The following is a 21736-nucleotide window of genomic DNA, read 5'->3' on the forward strand; positions in this document are numbered from 1 at the left end:
CATGAAGACCCGCGCCGCTGTTGCCTTCGAGGCCGGCAAGCCGCTCAGCATCGAAACCGTCGAGCTCGAAGGCCCGCGCGCCGGTGAGGTGCTGGTCGAGATCAAGGCCACCGGCGTCTGCCACACCGACGAATTCACCCTGTCGGGCGCCGACCCCGAGGGCCTGTTTCCGGCCATCCTCGGCCACGAGGGCGCAGGCGTGGTGGTCGAAGTCGGCGCGGGCGTGAAGTCGCTCAAGCCCGGCGACCACGTGATTCCGCTGTACACGCCCGAATGCCGCGAGTGCGAGTACTGCCTGAACCCCAAGACCAACCTCTGCCAGGCGATCCGCAGCACGCAGGGCCAAGGCCTGATGCCCGACGGCAGCAGCCGCTTCTCGCTCGACGGCCGGCCGATCCGCCACTACATGGGCACCTCGACCTTCTCGAACTTCACCGTCGCGCCGGAGATCGCGCTGGCGAAGATCCGCCCCGACGCGCCCTTCGACAAGGTCTGCTACATCGGCTGCGGCGTCACCACGGGCATCGGCGCGGTGATCTACACCGCCAAGGTGGAAGTCGGCTCCAAGGCGGTGGTGTTCGGCCTGGGCGGTATCGGCCTGAACGTGATCCAGGGCCTGCGCCTCGCCGGCGCCGACATGATCGTCGGCGTCGATCTCAACCCCGCGCGCGAGGCGATGGCGCGCAAGTTCGGCATGACCCACTTCGTCAACCCGAAGGAGGTCGAGGGCGACCTCGTGCCTTATCTCGTCGCGCTGACCAAGGGCGGCGCCGATTACACCTTCGAGTGCATCGGCAATGTCCAGGTGATGCGCCAGGCCTTGGAGTGCGCGCACAAGGGCTGGGGCACCAGCGTCATCATTGGCGTCGCACCCGCCGGTGCCGAGATCAGCACGCGGCCCTTCCAGCTGGTCACCGGCCGCAACTGGCGCGGCAGCGCCTTTGGCGGCGCGCGCGGCCGCACCGACGTGCCGAAGATCGTCGACTGGTACATGGAGGGCAAGATCGACATCGATTCGCTGATCACCCACACCCTGCCGCTGGAGCGCATCAACGATGCCTTCGACCTGATGCATCGCGGCGAGTCGATCCGCTCGGTGGTGGTGTACTGATGAGCCTCGAAACGCTTTCGGCCCAGCGCTGCTTTGGCGGCGTGCAGGGCTTCTACCGGCATGCATCGATGGCCTGCGGCGGGCCCATGCAGTTCGGCGTCTACACGCCGCCGCAGCCGGGCCCGCGGCCGGTGCTGTTCTATCTGGCCGGGCTGACCTGCTCGCCCGAGACCTTCGCGATCAAGGCCGGCGCCCAGCGCATCGCCGCCGAGCTGGGCCTGGTGCTGGTGACGCCGGACACCAGCCCGCGCGACACCGGCATCGAAGGCGCCAGCGGCGACTGGGAGTTTGGCGAGGCCGCCGGTTTCTATCTCGATGCCACGCAGACGCCGTGGAGTGCGCGCTTCAACATGCAGCGCTATCTGCTCGATGAGCTGCTGCCGGCCGTGGCCGCAGGCTTTCCGGTGGATCTGCAGCGCTGCGGCGTGTTCGGCCATTCGATGGGCGGGCACGGTGCACTGACGCTGGCGCTCAAGAACCCTTCTGTCTTCCGCAGCTGTTCGGCCTTCGCGCCGATCGTCGCGCCCAGTCAGGTGCCCTGGGGGCAGAAGGCGTTGCCGCGCTATCTCGGCGAGGATCGCGCCGCCTGGCGTGCCTACGATGCCACCGCCCTGGTCGAGGACGGTCATCGTTTCAGCGGTGAACTGCTGATCGATCAGGGCCTCGATGACAAGTTCCTCGATGCCCAGCTGAAACCCGAGCTGTTCGAAGCCGCCTGCGCGCGAGCCGGGCAGGCCCTGCGCCTGCGTCGCCACGCCGGCTACGACCACAGCTACTGGTTCATACAGAGCTTCGTCGAGGACCACCTGCGGCACCATGCGGCGGTCTTGAACCCGGTCGCGTGAGCCGGCATTCAATGGCGTGCTGGTGAGAGCGTTCATCGCACTTGCGGTCGGCGCTCTCCGCTCTGAGCCGCAGCCCGGCCTGGCGTGCGCGTAAGGCAGTGCAGGCTTCGTCTCTTCGGCGAAGGTCGAGCCTGGGCTCTCGCATCGGGTGCTGCTCATTCCGACGCGCTTGAAGCCCTCGTCTCGCGGACGCGCATCGGCATCGAATCGACCGCATCGATCAGCTCTTGGAGCGGATCGACGCCGCTGCGGCTGGCCTTCAGCCCACCATCGAGTCCAAACAGGTGCAGGCCCGGCCGCGGCTTGGCGCGCTCAAGCGCTTGACGCAGCCCTGCGGTCGAAAGGCCGCTGACCTCACCGACGGCGAGGGCGGGCATGCCGCCCATCCAGTTCAGCGATTTGCCGTCCCAGCGCCATACGGACATCCGGCGCTCGCGGAGCGCCGCCGCGTGCGGCGCCAGCGTGGCCTCCAGGGCAGGTGCGAGTGCTTCGTCTACGATGACGAGGCGCCGCTGGCACTGCTGTGCGGCCAGCCAATCGCCCGCCACGGCCGCGATGGGCAGGCAGGTGAGCAGCAGGAAGAGATATCCGCGAAAGCACATGTCGCGCAGCCTGCAGCGGCTGCGGTCGAAGCTGCGTGTGTGCGTGTGCGTGTGCGAGCGCGCTTGGCCGGTGCATGGCTGCGCCGGAATCGCCAGAACGCAGCGGCATGAGCCAGGCTCGGCTGCCCGCCACGGGAGTCGCGGCGGTTGAGCGCGACTGACCGCAGCAAGCCGCGTGATGCGTCGCACAGATCCAGAGGCCCCCGCAGTTCTCCTACCCCCGGCCGCGACGAAGTCCGACTGACAGCCGGGCCGCGCGCCGACTGTGGGGAATTGCGCGGAAGCGGAGCCTGTGTCGGCCGCAGCGCTGCCCGAACGACATCGCGACACGCCCCGAAACGGCAAGGCCGCAGCCACCCCTTCGCCCCCCCGCGCCCCGGCAATCCCACACCCCGCGCCTCACGGAGCCGATCTCCGTGATTCCTGCGCGCCCCTCAAGGAGAACCTCATGAACCCCCTGCAGATCCGCGACCTCGCCATCGTCGACATCAACCCGGACCTCCTGCTCGCGCGCCTGCGGCTGTGCCGACCGCGCATCCTCATCGTCACCGAGCCGGACCTGAGCTACGGCAGCGGCGGCTTCGGCCTGCTGCGCGTGCTGGAGGCGCTGACTACCGACAGCGGCGTCACCAACAAGCCCCTCCTCACGCTGGCTTACCGCGGCGTGCATGCCAACCCGGTGACGCTGGGCAGCGACAGCTACACCGTGCTCAACAACTTCAACTTCGCCACCGCGGCGACGCCGGTGACCGTCGCCAACTACGACCAGATCTGGCTGTTCGGCCGCATTGGCGGCAACGGCACGCTGCCGAACAATGAGATCCAGACGATCGCCAACTTCATGAATGCGGGCGGCGGCGTCTTCGCCACCGGCGACCATGGCAGCATCGGCAAGCCGCTCTGCGGCAGCCTGCCGCGCATCCGCCACATGCGCGAGTGGAGCAGCATCCCGATGGGCGGCGAGACCGACATCGATGTCGCCGTGCAGCGCATCGACACCGTGGTCGATCCCGGCGCCAATGGCCTCTACGACTTCAGCGACCAGGGCGACAGCATCCCGCAGCGGATCTTTCCGCACTACACCGTCACCCCCGATGCCACCACGCGCTGGCAGGCACGCGTGCATCCGCTGCTGATGCTGCCGGGCGCGCCGGTAGTGCGCGATGGCAACACCGGCAACCTCAACTTCAACCGCGACATCGACGTGCTGCCGGATCACCCGCACGAAAGCGTGTGCTACGCGGTCACCAATGCCGCCGTGCTTGGCGCCAACTACACGCTGGCCGGCCTCAACTTCGCCGAGTTTCCGGCGCAGTCGGCCAACCCGGCTCTGCGCGTCGGCGCCGAGCTGGTCGCCTCAGGTGTCTCGGGCGGTCGCTCGGTGCAGAACGGCGTGTGGAAGCCGCCGGTGCAGCCGCGCATGTTCGGCCTGATCAGTGCCTGGGACGGCCGCCTCGCCAACGCCTATGCGGGCCAGAGCCAGCGCCCGGGCCGCATCGTTTGCGACTCGACCTGGCATCACTACGTCAACGTCAACTTGAACGGCATGCGCCCCGGCGGTGTGCCCGACGCCAACCTGCAGAAGATCTACGCCTACTACCGCAACATCCAGAGCTGGCTGCAGCCTGCCAACCGCGTCTGGTGCCGGCTGTGGTGGGACCTCACCGTGGTGCGTCTGCACCCGCGCTTCCTCGAAGAGCTCAGCCTGCCGCAGGAGCTGAAGCCCTGGCCGGTGCGGGTCGGGCTGGGACGCGAGGCCCTGGCCCTGCTGCGCGAAGAGGGCGGCGCCGATGCCGCCGATGAGTTCATCGACGCGGTGCTGCAGGGGGACGAAGAGAGCGCCCGCATTCTGGATCTGCTGGCGCACGAGCGCATCGGCGAGACCGGCATCGACGCCGCCACCCTGCGCGCCGGTGCACTCGGCTCCATGCTGGCGAGCGTGGCCGAAGCCCTGCCGACCGATCAGCCCGAAGCTCTGCTGAAGCGCATCGATGCGGGCCCCGAACGCGATATCGCGGAACTCACCCGGGCGGCGCGCACAGCCATGCGCGAAGGCTTGAGTGCGGCGGCCGCACGTGCCGAGGCCACGCTGGGCCTGGTGCGTGCGCTGCGAGGCAAGGCGGAGGCCGCTGCCGACTGAGAGCACTCCTGCGCGCCGGAAGCATAGATCTCCTGCCAAGGCTTGCCCGGCTTCGCCGCAGTGCGGAGCCGGGCAGGGCGCTGAGACCTCAGTCAGCGCTGGTCCGGCGCGCGCTTGCGCCGGTCTGCGAATCGCCGCGCACGGCCGCGATTGCCGCGGCATAGGCGGGCTCCAGATCGTCGGGGCCATCGACGCCGAAGCCGAGTTCGCGGATGCGGCCATCCATCAGGCCGTAGATCCAGGCGTGCACGCTCAGCGCCTGGCCGCGCGCCCAGGCGTCGCGCACGATCGCGGTCTGGCAGACGTTGACCACCTGTTCGATCGCGTTGAGCTCGCACAGACGGGCATGGCGCAGGCTGTCGAGCTTGGCCTCGGCCAGCAGCGCGGCATGCCGATGGGCCACGTCGCCGACATGGCGCAGCCAGTAGTCCGCGAGGCCCACCCGCGTGTTCGCCATCGCCGCATGCACGCCCGAGCAGCCGTAGTGTCCGCAGACGATCACGTGCTCGACGCGCAGCACGTCGACCGCGAACTGCAGGGTCGACAGGCAGTTAAGATCGGTGTGCACCACCACATTGGCGATGTTGCGGTGGACGAAGACTTCGCCGGGCGCGAGACCGGTCACCTGATTCGCTGGCACCCGCGAATCCGAGCAGCCGATCCACAGGTACTTGGGCGCCTGCTGCGCGGACAGCCGCTTGAAGAAGCCCGGATCCTCGGCGCGCACCGCCTCTGCCCACTGACGGTTCTTCTCGAGCAGTTCGCGGAGTTGGGTCATGCGCGGCAGGGCTCGCAGCGAAAGTGGCCGCGCATTGTAGGCGCAGGCTTGGGCAGGCTTGGGCGCGGGCACGCCGCAAGAACCGAGAACGCCCATGCCCCGCGCGGGCAGGAGCGCCATCGCCCTCCGCGCCGCGCCTTGACCCGGGCGGGCGCCCGGCCGGTACGGCGCGGCTGGCGTGCGCGCCCTGTCTACTCTCCGGATTGCGGTTCGCGCGGCTTCGCGCCCAAGGGCCCGCTGCCCATCGAGATCACGTTGCCCGAGCGCGAGGCCGGCGCCCCGGCGGCCGGCGGGAGTTCGTTCTGCAGCGGCGCTGGCGGCGGCTCGCGGCCGGGCAGGTGGTTGGTCATGCGATCGAGGGTGCGGTCCAGCATCTGAATGCGGAAGTGGGTGCGCAGGGCTTCGAGATCGCGCACGAAACTGCGCGCGTCATGGCGCTCACCAAACTTCACGCGGAGCTTGACTCGACCCTCTTCCGACTCGGGCAGACCCTCCAGCACCTTGAGGTCGCGCACGCGCAGCTCGATGGATGGCATCAGCCAGAGAAAGCCGGACGAAAAGCGCACGCTGAGCAGGCTGTCCAAGGGAATACGCAAGCTGCGCATCTCGCTCTTGATCACCCCGAACACCGCATCGCGCGTACTGAACTGCAGCTCCAGCCCGAACTCGTCCAGCCGCGCCAGCCCCTTGACCTCGCCGAAGCCGCCGTGGGAATCGAAGTGGAAGGGGATGGTGTCCATGGGCGGGCTCGGTGCGTTGGAATGTGGCGCGGGCAGACTGCGCCGTCCCCCTCGTTGTGACAAGACCGGCTGTCACCGGTGAGGCCTGGGGCTCGCGGCGGAGCGCTGCGGCCGGTAGTGTCGAACGTCTCGTAGTTCCGCCTCGTGCGTCGTTCTTTCCCATCTGAACGCAGGTCTGACCGTATGAAAACCGTTTCGCAGGCTGAGATTCCATTCCTGATGCTTTGCCCCCCGACGCGAAGCTGGGCGAAACGCGGACACGCGTCGCAGCCACGCCTTGGCTCGGAGGGGTGCGAAGCATGAACTCCGAGGTCGAAGGGCGTCCCGCCACGCCCAAGGCTCGCGGCGTGGCGCGCCGTCTCCTGCTCGCCGCAGGAGCGCTGCTCTTGATCGGCACCGTCCTGGTGGTCGCCGCCTGGCTGGTGCGCCGCGCGCCCCCCGATCCCGCGGTCGCGACCTTGACGGCGCGCTGGAAGGCCCCTGCCGAGGCCGCGGGCCCCAACGCTTTCGAGCACCTGTGGCTGATCGAGTGGGACATTCCCGAGTCCGAGCGTGCTGCTGTCGCGGCGGAGGACCGGCGTCGTGCGCTCGTGCATGCGGAGGCCTTGCAGCGTGCCGCTGCGGAGTCGGCACCGCCGCCCGTCCTGACCCGCAGCGCAAATGCCCGCTTCCCGCGCTGGCCGCTGGAGGATCTTCCGCAGTTGGACTGCGGCGGTAGCCAGTCCGAGTGCCTCGATGGACTTGCCGCGATCGATGCCGAAGCCTGGCGTCGTCTGGACAGTGCGTCTCTGCTGAGCGCTCGTTTGGCCGCCGTGCACGAGTTTGGGCATCTGCGCGTGGATGATGCGCTGCATTTCGCCACCTACCTGGCCGTCACGCCGGAGCGAACGGGCGCCTCGCGCGTGTGGCTGGCGATGGCGGCGCGCGCTTTTCGCGCGGGCTCGACGGAACAGGGATTGGGCATGGCCTGTCGCGAACTCGCCACCGCGCGACGCTTCGCCGAAGGCAGCGCGCACCTGATCAGCCGCCTGATCGAGTCGAGCCGGATACTCGAGGCCGCGCACCTCGCGGCCGATCTGCTGGCCGAGTACCCCGCCGAGATGCCGCTGCCCACCGAGTGCGAGGTGCTGAGTGCGCCCCTGCAGGCCCCATTGGTGTCCCTCTGCGCGGCGGTCGGGGGCCAGTATCGCTGGCTTCGGCATGAGCTGAAGGCCGCGTCCAGCCGGGGTGTCTCGGACCTCTGGCCTGCGGAATCCGGTCAGCCTTCGCGCCTGCTGTTCGACGGCAATCTGAGCCTGCAGTGGCGAGCCCAAGCGATGTCCTGGGCCTGCGATCAGGACGTGTTGGCGGATATGCAGCGCGGCGACCCGGCCGTCACCCGGCGCGTGCGCGAATGGCCCGCGGATCCGCCCATGCTCCAATGCCTGGCGAACCCGGTGGGCTGCTCCCTCGATGGCGTTGCGCGGCCAGACTTGAGCGTCTACGTCGAGCGGATCCTGGAGGAAGCCGCGGCGCTGCGGATGCTGGCGGTGCTGGTCGAACTGCGGCCGAAGCTGGCCGACGGTCTCTCTGTCGAAGAGGCGCTGGCTGAGCGCAAGCCTCCTGAGACGGTCGTCGAGCCCCGTCTGGGTCTGCAGGGTCAGGCCTTGGCCTGGGATGGGCCGCCGCCGAAGCGCGCCCTCGGGCTCTGGCCGGTGCCGGCTAGTCGGCTATCGACGGCGTCCGCAGCACGCGAGTTGCTGCCTTGAGGCTGGTCCGCCTGAGGTCTCCGACACGTCTGCAGTCTCGAAGCTCCGCTGGGACCGCTTTCCGGGCCGCTTCTGGTTCCCTGCGCGGCGCGGCTCCAGCCTGCTAAGGTGCCGGGCCCTGACGCCGCCGGACCCCGGATGAAAGCCCCCGCCGCCCTGCTGGAACTGATCGAAGACGGCATTCTCGATGCCGTGATCCGGCCGCTGAAGAGCGGCAAGGAGGCGGCGGTGTATGTCGTGCGTCGCGGTGAGGAGATCTGCTGCGCCAAGGTCTACAAGGACATGGCGCAGCGCAGCTTCCAGAACCGCGTGCAGTACCAGGAAGGGCGCAAGGCGCGCGGCAGTCGCGAGGCCCGCGCCATGGGCAAGGCCACCAAGTTCGGCAAGCGCGAGGCCGAGGCTGCCTGGAAGACCGCCGAGGTCGATGCGCTCTACCGGTTTTTCGATGCCGGCGTCCGCGTGCCGCGGCCCTACGGCTTCTACAGCGGCGTGCTGGTGATGGAGCTGGTGGCCGATGCCGACGGCCACAACGCGCCGCGGCTGGGCGAGGTGCAGCTCGCGCCCGAGGTCGCCCGCGACTACCACGCGCGGCTGATCCGCGAGGTGGTGCGCATGCTCTGCTGTGGCCTGATCCACGGCGACCTGTCCGAGTACAACGTGCTGGTCGACGCTGAGGGCCCGGTGGTGATCGATTTTCCTCAGGTGGTCGACGCCGCCGGCAACAACGCCGCGCGCGACCTGCTGCGTCGCGACGTGAACAATCTCAGCATCAGCCTTGGCCGCTTCGCGCCGGAGCTGATGCAGACGCGCTATGCGGAAGAGATGTGGGCCCTGTTCGAGGCCGGCGAACTCACGCCGGATACGCCGCTGACCGGCGTCTTCGAGGAGCAGCTGGCCGAGGTCGACCTCGACGCCATCGAATGGGCGATTCGCGATGCCCGCGAGGAGGCCTTGATCCGCGAGCAGGGGCGGCAGGCGGCCGAGCAGGGCGACTGATCAGGGTCCGACCTGAGGCTGTGCGCCGGGCGCGTCGGAGGACGCCGCATCCACGGATCCATCGCTCTTGGTCAAGGCCGGCCGAGGGCCTGAAGGGTGGGCGCTGGCCTTCCAAGGCTGGCACAGCCTGCTGCCGCCAACCGGGACGGGAGGGCTTTTCTGCACCGCGCGCTCGGTGCGGGGGCTGCGGCCGCGCATGGGCGGGCTTTGGAATCTGCACGGGCCGACTGAAACCACGGTCTGGTCCAGCCTGCAGCGCATCGAGTCGGCTCAAGTGGAGCGCTGTCCGATCGGTCGCCCGGTGGCCAGCACCGGCCTGCATGCTGTTGACGCGCAGCCGCAGCCGCAGCCGCAGCCGCAGCCGCAGCGGCTGGCCTGCGCCTGCCCTCGGGCGAGCTGTTGCGCCTGGGGCGTCGCGACCATCAGGTCAAACTGCGCGGCTATCGCATTGAGCTCGGCGAGATCGAGGCCGCGCTGTGCGCGCACCCGCAGGTCATTTCCGCTGTCGTCGCCGTGCAGGGCAGCGATGACGACCAGCGCCTTGTGGCCTGGGGGGGCGGCGCGCAGTCGGCGCCGACGGCAGCCGAGCTGCGCGCGCATTTGGCGAGGCGTCTGCCGGCCTACAGGCTGCCCCAGCATTTCCCGAGTCTCGCGGCGCTGCCGCTGCTGCCGAACGGCGAGCTCGAGCCCGCCCGTTTGCCGCGGCCGAACGCGAGCGACGCGTGTCGCGCGGAACTGCGGCAGGCGGCGGGGCATCCGAGACGCTCTCGCCGGCTGCGCAGACGCTGCTTGAGATCGACCCAAACTGTTGGGCAGCGCCGAGGTGCAGCTTGGCGACAAGGTTTTCGAGGCTGGCGGCCACTCGCTGCTGGCCCTGACGCGGGCGACTCGCATCGAAAACAGCCTGGGCGTGAAGCTGTCCCTGCTGGCGATCGCGCAAAGCAGTCTGGCGGCGTTGGCGGCGCAGATCGAAAGCGCGGAGCAGGGCGCACCGGTGGCTGCGGAGGCCCAGCCCTCGCCGCGTTCGCGCGCGCGCGTGGCCCGTCTGTTCGGATTGGCGCGTCGATCAGCCGAAGGCATGCCGCCGGGCGCAGCGCGACACGGCTTGTTCAGTGTTTGGAGAGGTCGAGCAGAGTGATCACCACGCCGTCGATCAGGTTGTCGATACGGCGGTAGGGCATCACCCGCACCTGAAACTGCCGGCCGTCCTCGGTGCTGATCTGCTTCTCGCAGGGCACCAGGGTGCGCAGGGTTTCCAGCGCATCTACGTGCAGTCCCGGGTAGCGGAGGCTGCTGGTGAGGTCGCTGAGCGGTCGGCCGATGTCGGTCTCGCGAAGATTGATGAGCGAGGCTGCGCGATCGGTGTAGCGGCGCACGTTGAGCTGCTGGTCGAGAAACAGGATCGCGATCTCGATGCTGTTCAGGACGTTCCGCATGTCGCTCTGGGCCAGCGCGAGGTCGTCCAGCTTCGCCTGCAGCTCGCTGTTGATCGTCTGCAGTTCCTCGTTCATCGACTGCATCTCCTCTTTCGAGGTGGTCAATTCCTCGTTGGCGGACTGCAGCTCTTCGTTGGCCGACTGCAGTTCTTCGCGTGAGCTTCGGGCTTCTTCGCGGAGGCGTTCGATCTCGTTCCGGTACTGCTGCAGTTCGGCCTCATGTGCGGCCGAGACCGCGTCCTTGGGCTTTCGGGATGTGCGCCGGCCCGACGGGCGGCGTGCTTCGCGAAACACGATGAGGGTCATGCCGTTCAGGGCAGGGGGCTCTCTGAAGGACTGCAGCGACACGTCGACCAGCTGGGTGCCGGTGCCGGTCTGTACCGGCACGTCCTGAAGCAGCAGCGGCTCGACCTGCGCCGTCAGCGTTACCAAGGCTTCGCCCAAGGGCGCGCGCAGTCCATCTCGCGCCATGGCATGGATGTTCCAGTTGGCCTTGCCCGCGGCCGGTTCGAGGTAGTTTCCGGTGCGACCGCTGATGTACACGATATCGCCCTGTGCATTGATTACCACCGCGGCAGGCGCATAGTTCTGCAGAAGGACTTCATCTGCAGATCGCTGCAAGCCATCGCTGGCGGCTTCGGAAGAGGTGGAAGCAGGCATCGGAGATTCCTTGGGCCGGCCGCGCAAAGGAGGAAACGACCGCAGCAGCAGCTCGTGGCCGTGGCGCGCGCCTGCCTCCAGTCGTTCGTAGAGGCGCAGCCTCGGTTGCAAGGCCGCGAACAGATGGGTCAGACGGCCCACGGTCTCGGCGCTGCCGAGCAGCAGCAAGCCGCCGGGGCGCAGGCTGTAGTGGAACAGCGGCAGCAGTTTGCGCTGCAGCTCCGGTACGAAGTAGATCAGAAGGTTGCGGCAGACGATCAAGTCGAGCCGCGTGAACGGTGGATCGAGCACAACGTCATGCTGGGCGAACAGCACCCGGTCCCGAATGCACTTGCTGACCTCGTAGCAGGTCGGGTGCCGCACGAAGAAGCGCGCCAGTCTGGACGCCGACATGCTGTTGGCGATCGACAGCGGATAGCGGCCACGTCGTGCGATCTTGAGGGCGTCGGCGCTGATGTCGGAAGCGAAGATCTGCACACTGGTCGCATGCGGCTGTGGCAGCCGGTCGAGCACCTCGCTGAAGGCGATGGCCAGCGAATACGCCTCCTCGCCGGTGGAACAGCCCACGCTCCAGACCCGCAGGTGCGGCTCCGCGCGAGGTCGTGCGAGCAGCTCGGGCAGGGCGGTCGCGGTGAGGTAGTGCCAGACCGGGGCGTCACGGAAGAAGTCCGTCACGCCGATCAGCAGCTCCTTGAACAGCAGCTCCGTCTCCTGGCCGTTGCGCTCCAGGAACTGCGCGTAGAGCGCGATCGAGCCGATGGCGTGTATCGCCATGCGTCGTTCGATTCGACGCTGCAGCGTGCTTTGCTTGTACAGGCTGAAGTCGTGACGGGTCCGGTGCCGGAGCAGGTCGACGATGGCGCCAAACGCGTCGTCCTCGCTGCGCGTACGCGTCGCGGACGGCGCCGCGGTTTGCAAGGCCGAGTCTCGCCGCAACACTTCCAGGAGGCGGCCCGGCAGCTCCGCGGCCGTGGCCACGATGTCGACGCAGTTCGAGGCGATCGCGCTCTGCGGCATGGCTTCGAACTGGGCGTCGGCCGGTGTCTGCACCGCGTTCAGTCCGCCCACGGTCTTGATCGCCTGCATGCCGAGCGTGCCGTCGGAGCCCATGCCGGACAGCACCACCGCGATCGCCTTGTCGCCCAGAGTGCTGGCCAGAGAGGAGAACAGCACGTTGATCGGCAGCCGCAGTCCGCGCGCCTCGGTCGGCCGCGATAGCCTCAGGCGATCCCCGGCGAGACTCAGCTCGGCGTTCGGCGGAATGACGTACACGCAATCGTGCTCGATCGGCATGCCATCGCGCGCTTCGCACACCGGCATCGGCGTCACCCGCTGCAGCAGCTCGGGCAGCAGGGCCTTCTGGGTGGGATCAAGATGCTGCACGACCACAAAGGCCAGACCGCTGTCGTTGGGGCTTGCCGCAAGAAAGCTTTCCAACGCCTCCAGGCCCCCGGCCGATGCTCCGAGGCCGACGATCCGCACCACCGCCGTGCGATGCCCGGGCGGCTCCAGGGGCGCGCCAACCGACTCGGACATCAGCCTGCGGGCAGGTGCGCGGCCGCGGTGACCGACAGCAGCACTGCGGAGCTCGCGGGGAGGGTGCTGGCCGTCAGCTGCCAGCCCTGAGAGGCCTCAGGCGAATTGCGCAGCCGGACGGGACAGGAATGTCGTGCGGCGGTGTCTGCCCTCAGCGCGTGCAGCAAGTCGAAGAACGCTGGCCGCGTTTCCGCGGACAGGAAGGCGTCGAAGGGGCGCGCCACCAGGTCTTCTGCGCGAGCCGCCAGCAGCTCGGCGCCTGCCCGATTGCTCTCTTCGATGCGCGCCTGCGCATCCAGCACAAAGCAGGCGGTCGGCGCCCAGTCGTACAGGGCGCGATAGCGGGCCAGGTCCTCGGCCAGTTCGCGCTCGCTGGACTCGAGTTCGGCTTGCTGCAGGTCCAGCTCGACCTGATGGACCTGCAGCTCATGCAGCAGCTGCAGGGCATCCGCCGCGCTCTCGGGCGCCCCGGCGAGCCTGTGCAGCAGGCTCAGCGCCTCAACGCCGACACCCCAGCCGCGAGAGGGAGGGGCGACACCCGCCCGCAGCTTCTGCTGGGCCGCCTCTCGGAGGCCGCGGCGCCCGGCCGATTCTTCGATGCCATGGGACATGAGAGCCTCCTGTCAAAGGTGTGCAGCGGACCCCATGGTAGCCGGGCAACGGCTTGCGCAGGCGCAGGTGTGCTCCGCAACCGTCGCAGAGGGTCAGCGCGGGCGCCAAGCCTGAGCCGGACTGGCACAAACCGCTGCATGCGGCGTGGAGCCGCTACAGCAGCGCGTGTGGGATATCGTCGTAGCGCTTTGAATAGCTGAGACGTTCGGCGCGACAGAAACCGCTGCCCATGGTGAAGCTGCGGCAGATGCTGGGGCGCTGGCTGTAGATGCTGCAGCACATCTGCATGCGGTCCACCGCCACGCACCAGCCATCTTCATCGCGTGCCATCACTTCCAGCCCCTGCGGCGTGCGCTCGGTCAGATGGCGCGGTACGATGTCATCGGGCATCACCACCACGGTCAGGCGACAGCACACGGCTTCGCAGTCGTCGCACTGCACCTTGGGGTCGACCAGATGGTCGTCGGGGAGGATCTCGAAGGGCACGCGCGGCTCCGTGGCGGGGGAACGCACTCGGCACGGGCCGAACACGGCGCGCAGGGTCGCACGTTCCCGGCCTGCCAGGGTGAACGCAGTCGACACCTCCGCCCACTCAGCGCAGCAGCGCCAGCGCGGCGATGCCGATCACCAGCGACCAGAACAGCAGGGTCAGCCGGCGCTGGCCGCGTGTCAGGCTGCGCGGCGGCGCGAGATTGAACAGTGCGCTGCCGAGCAGCCACAGGGGCGCTAGCACGAGATCGCACAGCCAGCACTCGCCGCGCAGCGCGCGTTGCTTTTCCTCGGGCGTCATCGGCGAGCTCCGTCGACGCTGGCGGCCTGCATGGACACCTGCTTGCCGTTGGCCCTCTGACGGCCGATCTCGACAAAGCCGAAGCGCGCGTGGAAGGCGGCCGAGACCGGGTTGGGCGGATCGAGGTCGTATTCGCAGACCACGGCATCGAAGCCGGCTTCGCGGGCAAAGGCGAACAGCGCCTCGTACAGCCGGCGGCCGCCGCCTTGCCCCTGCGCGGAGGCGCCCACCACCACGCGATCGACGTAAAGAAAGCGCCCGCCGCGCGCCTCGAACCAGCGGTAGTTGGGGCTGTCGTAGTCGGCGCCGGGCGCGAACGCGAGCAGGAAGGCGCAGACGCCCGTGTCACCTTCGATGACCTGATGCCATGCGGATTGGGCATGCAGATGAGCCAGCCGCGGCGCATCCAGCTTGCTCAGAAAATGCACCTGCTCGGCGTTGAGCGCGAGCAGGGCGGGGAGGTCATCGAGCGTCGCGGGGCGAGTCCGCACGCCGCGCTTACTTCACCTGCGCGCCGGCGCTGGCGCCGGCATCGACATCCAGCAGGAACAGGTCGTCACCGCCCGTGCCGGCCGACAGGATCATCCCCTCGCTGATGCCGAAGCGCATCTTGCGCGGGGCCAGGTTGGCGATGAACACCACGCTGCGGCCCACGAGTTTCTCGGGTTCGGCGTAGGCGGCGCGGATGCCGCTGAAGATCTGGCGTTCGCCCAGATCACCGGCGTCGAGCTTGAAGCGCAGCAGCTTGTCGCTGCCTTCGACGAAGCCGCACTCCAGCACCTTGCCGATGCGCAGGTCGAGTTTGGCGAAGTCGTCGATGGCAATGGGATTGGGGATTGGGGATTCGGGATTCGCAGCCGGCGGTGTGGAGGACGCGGGCTTGGCCGCAGCCTCGGGCTTGGCCGCGGGCTTGTTGGCGTCCGCGGCGGGGGCGAGGCTTTCCTTGCTGTTCTCGATCATGGTTTCGATGTGCTTGGGGTCGATGCGGGTGGCCAGCGCTTCGTAGGGCGCGATGGCGTGGTGCAGCAGGGGCTGGGCCAGCGCGTCGAAGGCGGCCAGCGGGCTCTGCAGAAAGGTTTCGATCTTGGCCACGGTGGCCGGCAGCACCGGCGCGAGGAAGCCGGCGAGCAGGCGGAACATATTGATCGCCAGGGTGCAGATCGCATGCAGCTCGGCCTCGCGGCCGTCCTGCTTGGCCAGAGCCCAGGGCGCCTTGCCTGCGATCAGTTCGTTGGTGGCGTCGGCCTCGGCCATGATCCGGCGCAGTGCGCCGTTGAAGTCGCCGCTGGCAAACGCGCCGCGCTCGCCCAAGCAGGCCTGCGAGAGACGATCCCAGGCGCCGAGGTAGTGCTCGAGGTCGGCATCGCCCATCGCCTCGGCCAGCTGGCCGCCGAAGCGCTTCTCGATGAAGCCCGCGCAGCGGCTGGCGATGTTGACGAACTTGCCGACGATGTCGGCGTTGACGCGCTGGGCGAAGTCTTCGAGGTTCAGATCGAGATCGTCGACGCCGCCCGAGCTCTTGGCGGCGAAGTAGTAGCGCAGGTATTCGGGGTTCAAGCTCGCATTGAGATAGGTGCGGGCCTGGATGAAGGTGCCGCGCGACTTCGACATCTTGGCGCCGTTGACCGTCAGGTAGCCGTTGACGTGCAGCGCGCTGGGCACGTTCATGCCCGCGCCCTTCAGCATCGCCGGCCAGAACAGGCCGTGGAAGTTGATGATGTCCTTGCCGATGAAGTGGTGCATGCGCACGCCGCTGTCAGCGGCGGTGAGCGCGTCGAAGTCCATGCCGCGCGCAGCGCACAGGGCCTTGAAGCTCGCCAGATAGCCGATCGGTGCGTCCAGCCAGACGTAGAAGAACTTGCCGGGCGCATCGGGAATGGCGAAGCCGAAATAGGGCGCATCGCGCGAGATGTCCCAGTCGCGCAGGCCGCCGTCCAGCCACTCCGCCAGCTTGGCGCGCACGCCCGGGTGCGCCACATCACCGGCCAGCCACTCGCGCAGGAAGGCCTCGAACTTCGGCAGCTCGAAGAAGTAGTGCTCGCTCTCGCGCAGCTCGGGCACGGCCCCAGACACTACCGAGCGCGGGTTCTTGAGATCGGTGGGTGCGTAGGTGGCGCCGCAGACTTCGCAGTTGTCGCCGTACTGGTCCTGCGCGCCGCACTTCGGGCAGTCGCCCTTGATGTAGCGGTCGGGCAGGAACATCTGCCGCTCGGGGTCGAACAGCTGCTGGATGCTGCGGCGGGCGATGTACGAATCCTTGATGCGGCCGTAGATCAGCTCGGCCAGCGCGCTATTCTCGTCCGAGTGGGTGCTGTGGTAGTGGTCGAAGGCCACGCCGAACTCGGCGAAGTCGCGCTCGTGGCTCTGCTGGATGCCGCGGATGAAGTCCTCCGGCGCCATGCCCGCTTTCTCTGCCGCCAGCATGATCGGCGTGCCGTGGGCGTCGTCGGCGCAGACGAACCAGGCCTCGCGGCCCTGCATACGCTGCGCGCGCACCCAGATGTCGGCCTGGATATAGCCGACCAGATGGCCGAGATGCAGATGGCCGTTCGCATAGGGCAGGGCGCAGGTGACGAGCAGGGGAGCGTGGTCGGACATGGATTCGGTGCGGCCAGGGCAAACGGTCGCGGATTATCCCATGCGGGGGCGGGGCGCAGAGAAAGGAGGATTGCGGCCGTGCGCAGGTGGCGGTCGCCTGCAAGCAGGCTCCTACAAACAGCGAGGGCGCGGGGCCCAGCGCGGTATGCGGCGGGGCAGGCTTTTCGCGAATCCCGAATCCCGAATCCCGAATCCCGAATCCCGAATCCCGGCTCTCCCCGCATCGCCCGTAAATCGCCAGAACCCGCGCGCTGCGCTGCCACGGCGTTGCCTCGCAATGCAGGCTCCCCCTCTCGCGGAGCGCGCGCCATGCGACTCGGTTTCAAGATTCCCCTGATCGGCTTCACGATGCTCGTCCTGCTCGTGCCCATCCTGCTGTTGAACGGTCTGGTGTACGAGCGGCAGCAGCGTGCGGCCGAGGTGCGTGCCGAGGTTGCCCAGAGCAGCAGCCGGGCGCAGCGCATCACCGGCCCGCTGCTGCGGATTGAAGTGGAGCGCGTGGTGCCCGAGCGTCGCTTGGTGATGGAGGACGGCGTGCAGCGCGAGGTCGTCGAAACCAAGACCCTGCGCGAGGCGCGCCTGCTGCTGCCGACGCGCTTGGACTTCGATGCCGGGTTCACCAGCGAGCGGCGCGGCCGCTCGCTGTTCATGGCGCTTCTCTACCACCTGCAGGTCAAGGGCAGCGCCGAGTTCGATACCGTCGGCCTGCTCGGCGAAGGCGAACGCGCGATCCGCGCGGATCTGCTGCTGGGCCTGGGCGACAACCGCGGCATCCGCAGCCTGGCGCTGAGCGCTGGCGGCAAGGCACTCAGCCTCGAGCCCGGCGCGCAGCTGCCCTGGCTCGAAGCCGGCGTGCAGGCGTCGCTGCCCGTGGCACAGCTTGCGGGGCGACAGCTCAGCGTGCAGCTCGACGCCGAGATCAGCGGCACCGAGGCGCTCGATTTCGTGCCGGTCGGGGCAGACACCGAGGTGCAGCTGTCCGGCGACTGGCCGCATCCGTCCTTTGGCGGCGACCTGCTGCCGCAGGCGCCGGACCTGCGCGAGGACGGTTTCAGCGCACAGTGGAAGGTCTCGCGCCTGGCCAGCCAGGCCCAGCAGGCGGTGCGCCAGTGCGGTCTTGAATCCACGCACTGCGCCGGGCTCAGCACCCATGCATTCGGACTGCGCCTGGTTGATCCCGTGGACCGCTACCTGATGACGGACCGAGCAATGAAGTACGCCCTGCTGGTGCTGGTGCTGGTGTTCGGTGCGGTGTTCTTTGTCGAAGTCGTGGGGGGCGACGAACTGCACCCGCTGCACTACGGGCTCATCGGGCTGGCGCTGGCGATGTTCTTCTTGCTGCTGCTGGCGCTGAGCGAGCACATCGGCTTCGGGCTCGCCTATCTGCTGGCGGCCATGGCCTGCATCGCTCTGATCTCGGTCTACCTCGCCGGCGTGCTCGAAAGCCGGACGAAGGGCTGGGCCTGCGCCGGCCTGCTGGCCGGCCTGTACGCCCTGCTGTACGCGCTGCTGAAGGCCGAGGATTACGCCCTGCTGGGCGGCGCGCTGGTGCTGTTCGGCTGTCTGGCGGTGTTCATGCTGGCGACCCGGCGGGTGCGCTGGTCCGCGCTGGGTCGGAAGAGCGCATGAGCCAGGTCGGCCGAGCAGGTGTGAGGCTCGCGCTGGCGGGTTTCACGCTCAGGCGAGGCGGATCGAATCCATCCTGCAGTTGATCAGAAGTCGCGAGTCCGGCGCTGCCGGACTCGCTGCTGCTGAATCACGCAGCGCGCGTTCGCTGCGCGATCAGGCTCTCCGCGGTGCGCGGCCAGGCATCCAGCTTCCGCCTTGTGCTCAGTCGCGGACGCTGCTGCTGGCGTCGCGCTTCTCGCGCGCTTCGAGCGGGGTTTCGCCGTGTTCGATGAACCAGACGTTCTCGGCGATGTTGGTGGCGTGGTCACCGATGCGCTCGATGTTCTTGGCAATGAACAGCAGATGCGTGCCGGCCCCGATGTGGGTGCTGTCCTCGCCCATCCAAGCCACGAGCGCGCGGAACAGTTCGGTGTGCAGGCGATCGAGCTCGGCATCGCGCTCGCGCACGGCGATTGCCAGCGCCACGTCGCGCTGCACGTAGGCGCGCAGCACGTCGCGCAGCTGGCGCTGCGCGAACTCGGCCAGCGGTCGCAGGCCGGCGGCGGCGGGCACGAGGGGCAGGGTATTCAGCACGCGGCAGCGTTTGGCCAGGTTGGCGCCGAGATCGCCGACGCGCTCGATGTCGCTGGCGATGCGCAGCGCCGCCAGCACTTCGCGCAGGTCGCGCGCCACCGGCTGGCGCAGGGCCAACAGGCGCAGTACGTCATGGCTGACCTCGCTCTCGCGGCGGTCGATCGCGAGATCGCTGGCGACTACGCGCTCGGCGGCTTCGGTGTCGCGCTGCTCAAGCGCGATCAGGGCGGCTTCCAGCTGCTGTGCAGCGGCTTCGCCCATGGTTTCGAGCTCCTGCCCGAGGCGGCTCAGCTCGGCGTCATAGCTCTTGTGGGTGTGTGGCTCATGCATGGCGCGCTCCCGATCAGCCGAAGCGGCCGGTGATGTAGCCCTCGGTCTGCGGGTTCGAGGGTTTTGTGAAGATGCGTTCGGTTTCGCCGTGTTCGATCAGCTGGCCCAGATACATGAAGGCCGTGTGGTCGGAACAGCGACCGGCCTGCTGCATGTTGTGGGTGACGATGACGATGGTGAACTGCTGCTTCAGCTCGGCGATCAGCTGCTCGATCTTGCCGGTGGCGATCGGGTCGAGCGCCGAGGTGGGTTCGTCGAGCAGGATGACCTCGGGTTTCAGCGCGACCGCGCGGGCGATACAGAGGCGCTGCTGCTGTCCGCCGGACAGGCCCAGCGCGTTCTGCTTGAGCTTGTCCTTGACCTCTTCCCACAGCGCGGCCTGGCGCAGCGCGGCCTCGACGCGGTCGTCGAGTTCCGAGCGCGACAGCGTCTCGTGGTGCTGGATCGCCCAGGCCACGTTCTGGTGGATGCTCATCGGAAACGGCACCGGCTTCTGGAACACCATGCCGACCTTGCTGCGCAGGCGGTTGAGCGGGTACTTGGGGTCGAGGATGTTGTCGCCGTCGAGGCTCACCTCGCCGCTCGCCACCAGCCCCGGATACAGCGAGTAGATACGGTTCAGGCAGCGCAGCAGGGTCGACTTGCCGCAGCCCGACGGTCCGATCAGCGCCGTCACCTGCCGCTCGGGGATGGGCAGGTGGATGTCGCGCAGCGCGTGGTAGCCGTTGTAGTGGAAGTTCAGGCCGCGCACGTTCATCTTCAGCGCGGGTGCCGCTGCGGGGCTGTCAGTCATGGCCTTGGGACTTGCGGAGCAGGAAGGTGCGCGCCGCCAGACTCAGCAGCAGCACGAACAGGGTGATGACCAGCGCACCGGACCAGGCCAGCGCCTGCCAGGCGGGGAAGGGGCTCATCGCGAACTGGAACACCACCACCGGCACATTCGCCATCGCGCCGGTCAGGTCGGTGCTCCAGTACTGGTTGGAGAACGCGGTGAACAGCAGCGGTGCGGTCTCGCCCGAGATGCGCGCCAGCGCCAGCAGCACGCCGGTGAGGATGCCCGGCGCAGCGGCGCGGTAGAGCACGTGCACGGTCACTTTCCACTGCGGGATGCCCAGGCTCAGCGCGGCCTCGCGCATCTGCGAGGGCACCAGGCGCAGCATCTCGTCGGTGGTACGCACCACCACCGGCAGCACGATGAAGGCCAGCGCCAGTGCGCCCGCCAGGGCCGAGAAGCGCGTGTGCTGCACGACCAGGGCGTAGACGAACAGGCCGATCACGATCGACGGCGCCGACAGCAGGATGTCGTTGACGAAGCGGATCACCTCGCCCAGCACGCGCCGGTTGACGTACTCGGCCAGGAAGGTCCCGGCGGCGATGCCGACCGGTGCGCCGATCAGGATCGCCAGCAGGCTCATCACCACGCTGCCGAACAGCGCATTGGCCATGCCGCCTTCCTGGCCCGGCGGCGGGGTCATCTGGGTGAACAGGTTCAGATCGAGCGCGGCGATACCGCGGCCGAGCGTGGTCCACAGGATCCAGGCGAGGAAGAACAGGCCGAACAGGGTGGCCGCGCCGGCGAGAATCAGCGCCAGGGTGTTGCGGATCCGGCGGCGCAGGTAGAGAGCGTTGGACATCACTGGCCCTCCCGGCGCTTCAGGCTGAGCAGCATGAGCTTGGCGATGCTGAGCACGATGAAGGTGATCACGAACAGGGTGAAGCCCAGCATCAGCAGCGAACCCAGATGCAGCGGGTCGCGCGCCTCGGCGAATTCGTTGGCGACGGTGGCCGTGATCGAGTTGCCGGGCTCCAGCAGGCTGGCGCTGATGCGGTTGGCGTTGCCCAGCACGAAGGTCACCGCCATGGTCTCGCCGAGGGCGCGGCCCAGGCCCAGGAAGATGCCGCCGATCACCGCCGAGCGTGTATAGGGCAGCACGATATGCCAGGCCACTTCCCAGGTCGTCGAGCCCAAGGCATAGGCCGATTCCTTGAGCCGGGTCGGCACGGTCAGGAACACCTCGCGCATCACCGAGCTGATGAAGGGGATGATCATGATCGCCAGCACCAGACCGGCGGTCAGCGTGCCCAAGCCCAGCGGCGGGCCGGAGAACAGGTGCCCGATCAGCGGCACTTCACCCAGCGTGGCATCCAGCCAGGGGTTGACGTACTTGGCCATGACCGGCACCAGCACGAACAGGCCCCACATGCCGTAGATGATCGAGGGAATGCCGGCCAGCAGTTCGATCGCGGACGACACCGGCGCGCGCAGCCAGGCCGGCGCCACCTCGGTCAGGAAGAGGGCGATGCCAAAGCTGACGGGCACCGCGATCAGGATCGCGATGCCCGAGGTCACCAGCGTGCCGTAGATCGCCACGCCAGCGCCGAACTGGCGCTCGACGGGGTTCCACTCGGTCGAGGTGAAGAAGCCCGGACCGAAGGCCTGCAGGGCGCTCATGCCGCCCCAGAGCATCGAGGCGGCGATGCCGACGAGCGCCAGCAGCACGAAGCCGCCGGCGGCCGCCACGGTCCAGCGGAACAGGCGGTCGTAGCGCGCGTCCGCTCGGGCACGGCGCTCGGCAACGTGCCCGGCGGAGGAAGCCAGTGGGGTTTGCATT

General features: G+C 68.4%; 20 protein-coding genes and 1 pseudogene. 8 read left to right on the top strand and 13 right to left on the bottom strand.

The features are described 5' to 3' along the window. Position 1 precedes the first annotated feature (1 nt). Complete coding sequence (locus H4O13_04370) at positions 2–1111, top strand: S-(hydroxymethyl)glutathione dehydrogenase/class III alcohol dehydrogenase (protein ID MBE5314620.1); 1110 nt, start codon at positions 2–4, stop codon at positions 1109–1111. Next, positions 1111–1956: an S-formylglutathione hydrolase gene (gene fghA, locus H4O13_04375; GenBank protein ID MBE5314621.1), complete on the top strand. Its 846-nt coding sequence runs from the start codon at positions 1111–1113 to the stop codon at positions 1954–1956. Before H4O13_04370 ends, fghA begins: the two co-directional genes overlap by 1 nt. Before the next feature lie 155 nt (positions 1957–2111). Here the strand turns inward: fghA and H4O13_04380 are convergent, their stop codons facing one another. Beyond that, entirely contained in the window at positions 2112–2558 is a 447-nt protein-coding gene (locus H4O13_04380) for a DUF4174 domain-containing protein (GenBank protein ID MBE5314622.1), read from the bottom strand. A gap of 448 nt (positions 2559–3006) precedes the next feature. Here H4O13_04380 and H4O13_04385 point away from each other — a divergent pair, with 448 nt between their 5' ends. Then, entirely contained in the window at positions 3007–4698 is a 1692-nt protein-coding gene (locus H4O13_04385; protein MBE5314623.1) for a hypothetical protein, read from the top strand. 88 nt (positions 4699–4786) lie between these two features. Here the strand turns inward: H4O13_04385 and can are convergent, their stop codons facing one another. Both can and H4O13_04395 read right to left on the bottom strand, forming a co-directional pair. Continuing rightward, positions 4787–5476: a carbonate dehydratase gene (gene can / locus H4O13_04390; GenBank protein MBE5314624.1), complete on the bottom strand. Its 690-nt coding sequence runs from the start codon at positions 5474–5476 to the stop codon at positions 4787–4789. A 191-nt stretch (positions 5477–5667) separates the two neighbouring features. Beyond that, positions 5668–6216: a hypothetical protein gene (locus tag H4O13_04395; protein MBE5314625.1), complete on the bottom strand. Its 549-nt coding sequence runs from the start codon at positions 6214–6216 to the stop codon at positions 5668–5670. Positions 6217–6515: 299 nt separating this feature from the next. Between H4O13_04395 and H4O13_04400 the strand changes: the two genes are divergently transcribed. The 4 genes and pseudogenes from H4O13_04400 (at position 6516) to H4O13_04415 (ending at position 10098) form a co-directional block, all read left to right on the top strand. Beyond that, complete coding sequence (locus H4O13_04400; protein ID MBE5314626.1) at positions 6516–7964, top strand: hypothetical protein; 1449 nt, start codon at positions 6516–6518, stop codon at positions 7962–7964. Between the two features lie 138 nt (positions 7965–8102). Continuing rightward, positions 8103–8960 (top strand): serine protein kinase RIO, encoded by an 858-nt coding sequence (locus H4O13_04405; protein MBE5314627.1) that lies wholly within the window; start codon positions 8103–8105, stop codon positions 8958–8960. A 375-nt stretch (positions 8961–9335) separates the two neighbouring features. Beyond that, positions 9336–9668, top strand: a pseudogene (locus tag H4O13_04410) (non-ribosomal peptide synthetase). 100 nt (positions 9669–9768) lie between these two features. Continuing rightward, positions 9769–10098: a hypothetical protein gene (locus H4O13_04415; GenBank protein MBE5314628.1), complete on the top strand. Its 330-nt coding sequence runs from the start codon at positions 9769–9771 to the stop codon at positions 10096–10098. Here the strand turns inward: H4O13_04415 and H4O13_04420 are convergent. The 6 genes from H4O13_04420 to metG all read right to left on the bottom strand — a co-directional run bounded on the left by H4O13_04420 (position 10070) and on the right by metG (position 16592). After that, positions 10070–12592 (bottom strand): PAS domain-containing protein, encoded by a 2523-nt coding sequence (locus H4O13_04420; protein MBE5314629.1) that lies wholly within the window; start codon positions 12590–12592, stop codon positions 10070–10072. The two genes, H4O13_04415 and H4O13_04420, sit on opposite strands and share 29 nt — an antisense overlap. After that, entirely contained in the window at positions 12592–13203 is a 612-nt protein-coding gene (locus H4O13_04425; protein ID MBE5314630.1) for a PAS domain-containing protein, read from the bottom strand. The genes H4O13_04420 and H4O13_04425 overlap by 1 nt, the downstream gene beginning before the upstream one ends. A 154-nt stretch (positions 13204–13357) precedes the next feature. Next, complete coding sequence (locus tag H4O13_04430; GenBank protein MBE5314631.1) at positions 13358–13768, bottom strand: YkgJ family cysteine cluster protein; 411 nt, start codon at positions 13766–13768, stop codon at positions 13358–13360. 28 nt (positions 13769–13796) lie between these two features. Next, complete coding sequence (locus H4O13_04435) at positions 13797–13994, bottom strand: hypothetical protein (protein ID MBE5314632.1); 198 nt, start codon at positions 13992–13994, stop codon at positions 13797–13799. Continuing rightward, a complete protein-coding gene (locus H4O13_04440; protein MBE5314633.1) occupies positions 13991–14485 on the bottom strand; it encodes a GNAT family N-acetyltransferase in 495 nt (164 codons plus the stop codon). The genes H4O13_04435 and H4O13_04440 overlap by 4 nt, the downstream gene beginning before the upstream one ends. A gap of 7 nt (positions 14486–14492) precedes the next feature. After that, positions 14493–16592 (bottom strand): methionine--tRNA ligase, encoded by a 2100-nt coding sequence (metG, locus tag H4O13_04445; protein ID MBE5314634.1) that lies wholly within the window; start codon positions 16590–16592, stop codon positions 14493–14495. A 309-nt stretch (positions 16593–16901) separates the two neighbouring features. Here metG and H4O13_04450 point away from each other — a divergent pair, with 309 nt between their 5' ends. Further along, positions 16902–18221: an inner membrane CreD family protein gene (locus H4O13_04450; GenBank protein ID MBE5314635.1), complete on the top strand. Its 1320-nt coding sequence runs from the start codon at positions 16902–16904 to the stop codon at positions 18219–18221. 201 nt (positions 18222–18422) lie between these two features. Here the strand turns inward: H4O13_04450 and phoU are convergent, their stop codons facing one another. The 4 genes from phoU to pstC are packed head-to-tail and all read right to left on the bottom strand — an operon-like array spanning position 18423 to position 21735. Next, entirely contained in the window at positions 18423–19124 is a 702-nt protein-coding gene (phoU, locus tag H4O13_04455; GenBank protein ID MBE5314636.1) for a phosphate signaling complex protein PhoU, read from the bottom strand. A gap of 13 nt (positions 19125–19137) precedes the next feature. Continuing rightward, the gene (gene pstB / locus H4O13_04460; protein MBE5314637.1) at positions 19138–19917 is read right to left on the bottom strand and encodes a phosphate ABC transporter ATP-binding protein PstB; all 780 of its coding nucleotides are present in this window, start codon (positions 19915–19917) and stop codon (positions 19138–19140) included. Further along, on the bottom strand, positions 19910–20758 hold the full coding sequence (gene pstA, locus H4O13_04465; protein ID MBE5314638.1) for a phosphate ABC transporter permease PstA: 849 nt from the start codon (positions 20756–20758) through the stop codon (positions 19910–19912). The genes pstB and pstA overlap by 8 nt, the downstream gene beginning before the upstream one ends. Beyond that, on the bottom strand, positions 20758–21735 hold the full coding sequence (pstC, locus tag H4O13_04470; protein ID MBE5314639.1) for a phosphate ABC transporter permease subunit PstC: 978 nt from the start codon (positions 21733–21735) through the stop codon (positions 20758–20760). Before pstC ends, pstA begins: the two co-directional genes overlap by 1 nt. Between the last annotated feature and the right edge of the window lies 1 nt (position 21736).

It is taken from the genome of Lysobacterales bacterium (genome assembly GCA_014946745.1).
Lineage (GTDB): Bacteria > Pseudomonadota > Gammaproteobacteria > Xanthomonadales > Xanthomonadaceae > Aquimonas.

What these genes read in the sequence shown, in the direction of transcription:
- H4O13_04370 (MBE5314620.1), top strand. Translation starts at nt 2, where the DNA reads ATGAAGACCCGCGCCGCTGTTGCCTTCGAGGCCGGCAAGCCGCTCAGC.
- fghA (MBE5314621.1), top strand. Translation starts at nt 1,111, where the DNA reads ATGAGCCTCGAAACGCTTTCGGCCCAGCGCTGCTTTGGCGGCGTGCAG.
- H4O13_04380 (MBE5314622.1), bottom strand. Translation starts at nt 2,558, where the DNA reads ATGTGCTTTCGCGGATATCTCTTCCTGCTGCTCACCTGCCTGCCCATC.
- H4O13_04385 (MBE5314623.1), top strand. Translation starts at nt 3,007, where the DNA reads ATGAACCCCCTGCAGATCCGCGACCTCGCCATCGTCGACATCAACCCG.
- can (MBE5314624.1), bottom strand. Translation starts at nt 5,476, where the DNA reads ATGACCCAACTCCGCGAACTGCTCGAGAAGAACCGTCAGTGGGCAGAG.
- H4O13_04395 (MBE5314625.1), bottom strand. Translation starts at nt 6,216, where the DNA reads ATGGACACCATCCCCTTCCACTTCGATTCCCACGGCGGCTTCGGCGAG.
- H4O13_04400 (MBE5314626.1), top strand. Translation starts at nt 6,516, where the DNA reads ATGAACTCCGAGGTCGAAGGGCGTCCCGCCACGCCCAAGGCTCGCGGC.
- H4O13_04405 (MBE5314627.1), top strand. Translation starts at nt 8,103, where the DNA reads ATGAAAGCCCCCGCCGCCCTGCTGGAACTGATCGAAGACGGCATTCTC.
- H4O13_04420 (MBE5314629.1), bottom strand. Translation starts at nt 12,592, where the DNA reads ATGTCCGAGTCGGTTGGCGCGCCCCTGGAGCCGCCCGGGCATCGCACG.
- H4O13_04425 (MBE5314630.1), bottom strand. Translation starts at nt 13,203, where the DNA reads ATGTCCCATGGCATCGAAGAATCGGCCGGGCGCCGCGGCCTCCGAGAG.
- H4O13_04435 (MBE5314632.1), bottom strand. Translation starts at nt 13,994, where the DNA reads ATGACGCCCGAGGAAAAGCAACGCGCGCTGCGCGGCGAGTGCTGGCTG.
- metG (MBE5314634.1), bottom strand. Translation starts at nt 16,592, where the DNA reads ATGTCCGACCACGCTCCCCTGCTCGTCACCTGCGCCCTGCCCTATGCG.
- H4O13_04450 (MBE5314635.1), top strand. Translation starts at nt 16,902, where the DNA reads ATGCGACTCGGTTTCAAGATTCCCCTGATCGGCTTCACGATGCTCGTC.
- phoU (MBE5314636.1), bottom strand. Translation starts at nt 19,124, where the DNA reads ATGCATGAGCCACACACCCACAAGAGCTATGACGCCGAGCTGAGCCGC.
- pstB (MBE5314637.1), bottom strand. Translation starts at nt 19,917, where the DNA reads ATGACTGACAGCCCCGCAGCGGCACCCGCGCTGAAGATGAACGTGCGC.
- pstA (MBE5314638.1), bottom strand. Translation starts at nt 20,758, where the DNA reads ATGTCCAACGCTCTCTACCTGCGCCGCCGGATCCGCAACACCCTGGCG.
- pstC (MBE5314639.1), bottom strand. Translation starts at nt 21,735, where the DNA reads ATGCAAACCCCACTGGCTTCCTCCGCCGGGCACGTTGCCGAGCGCCGT.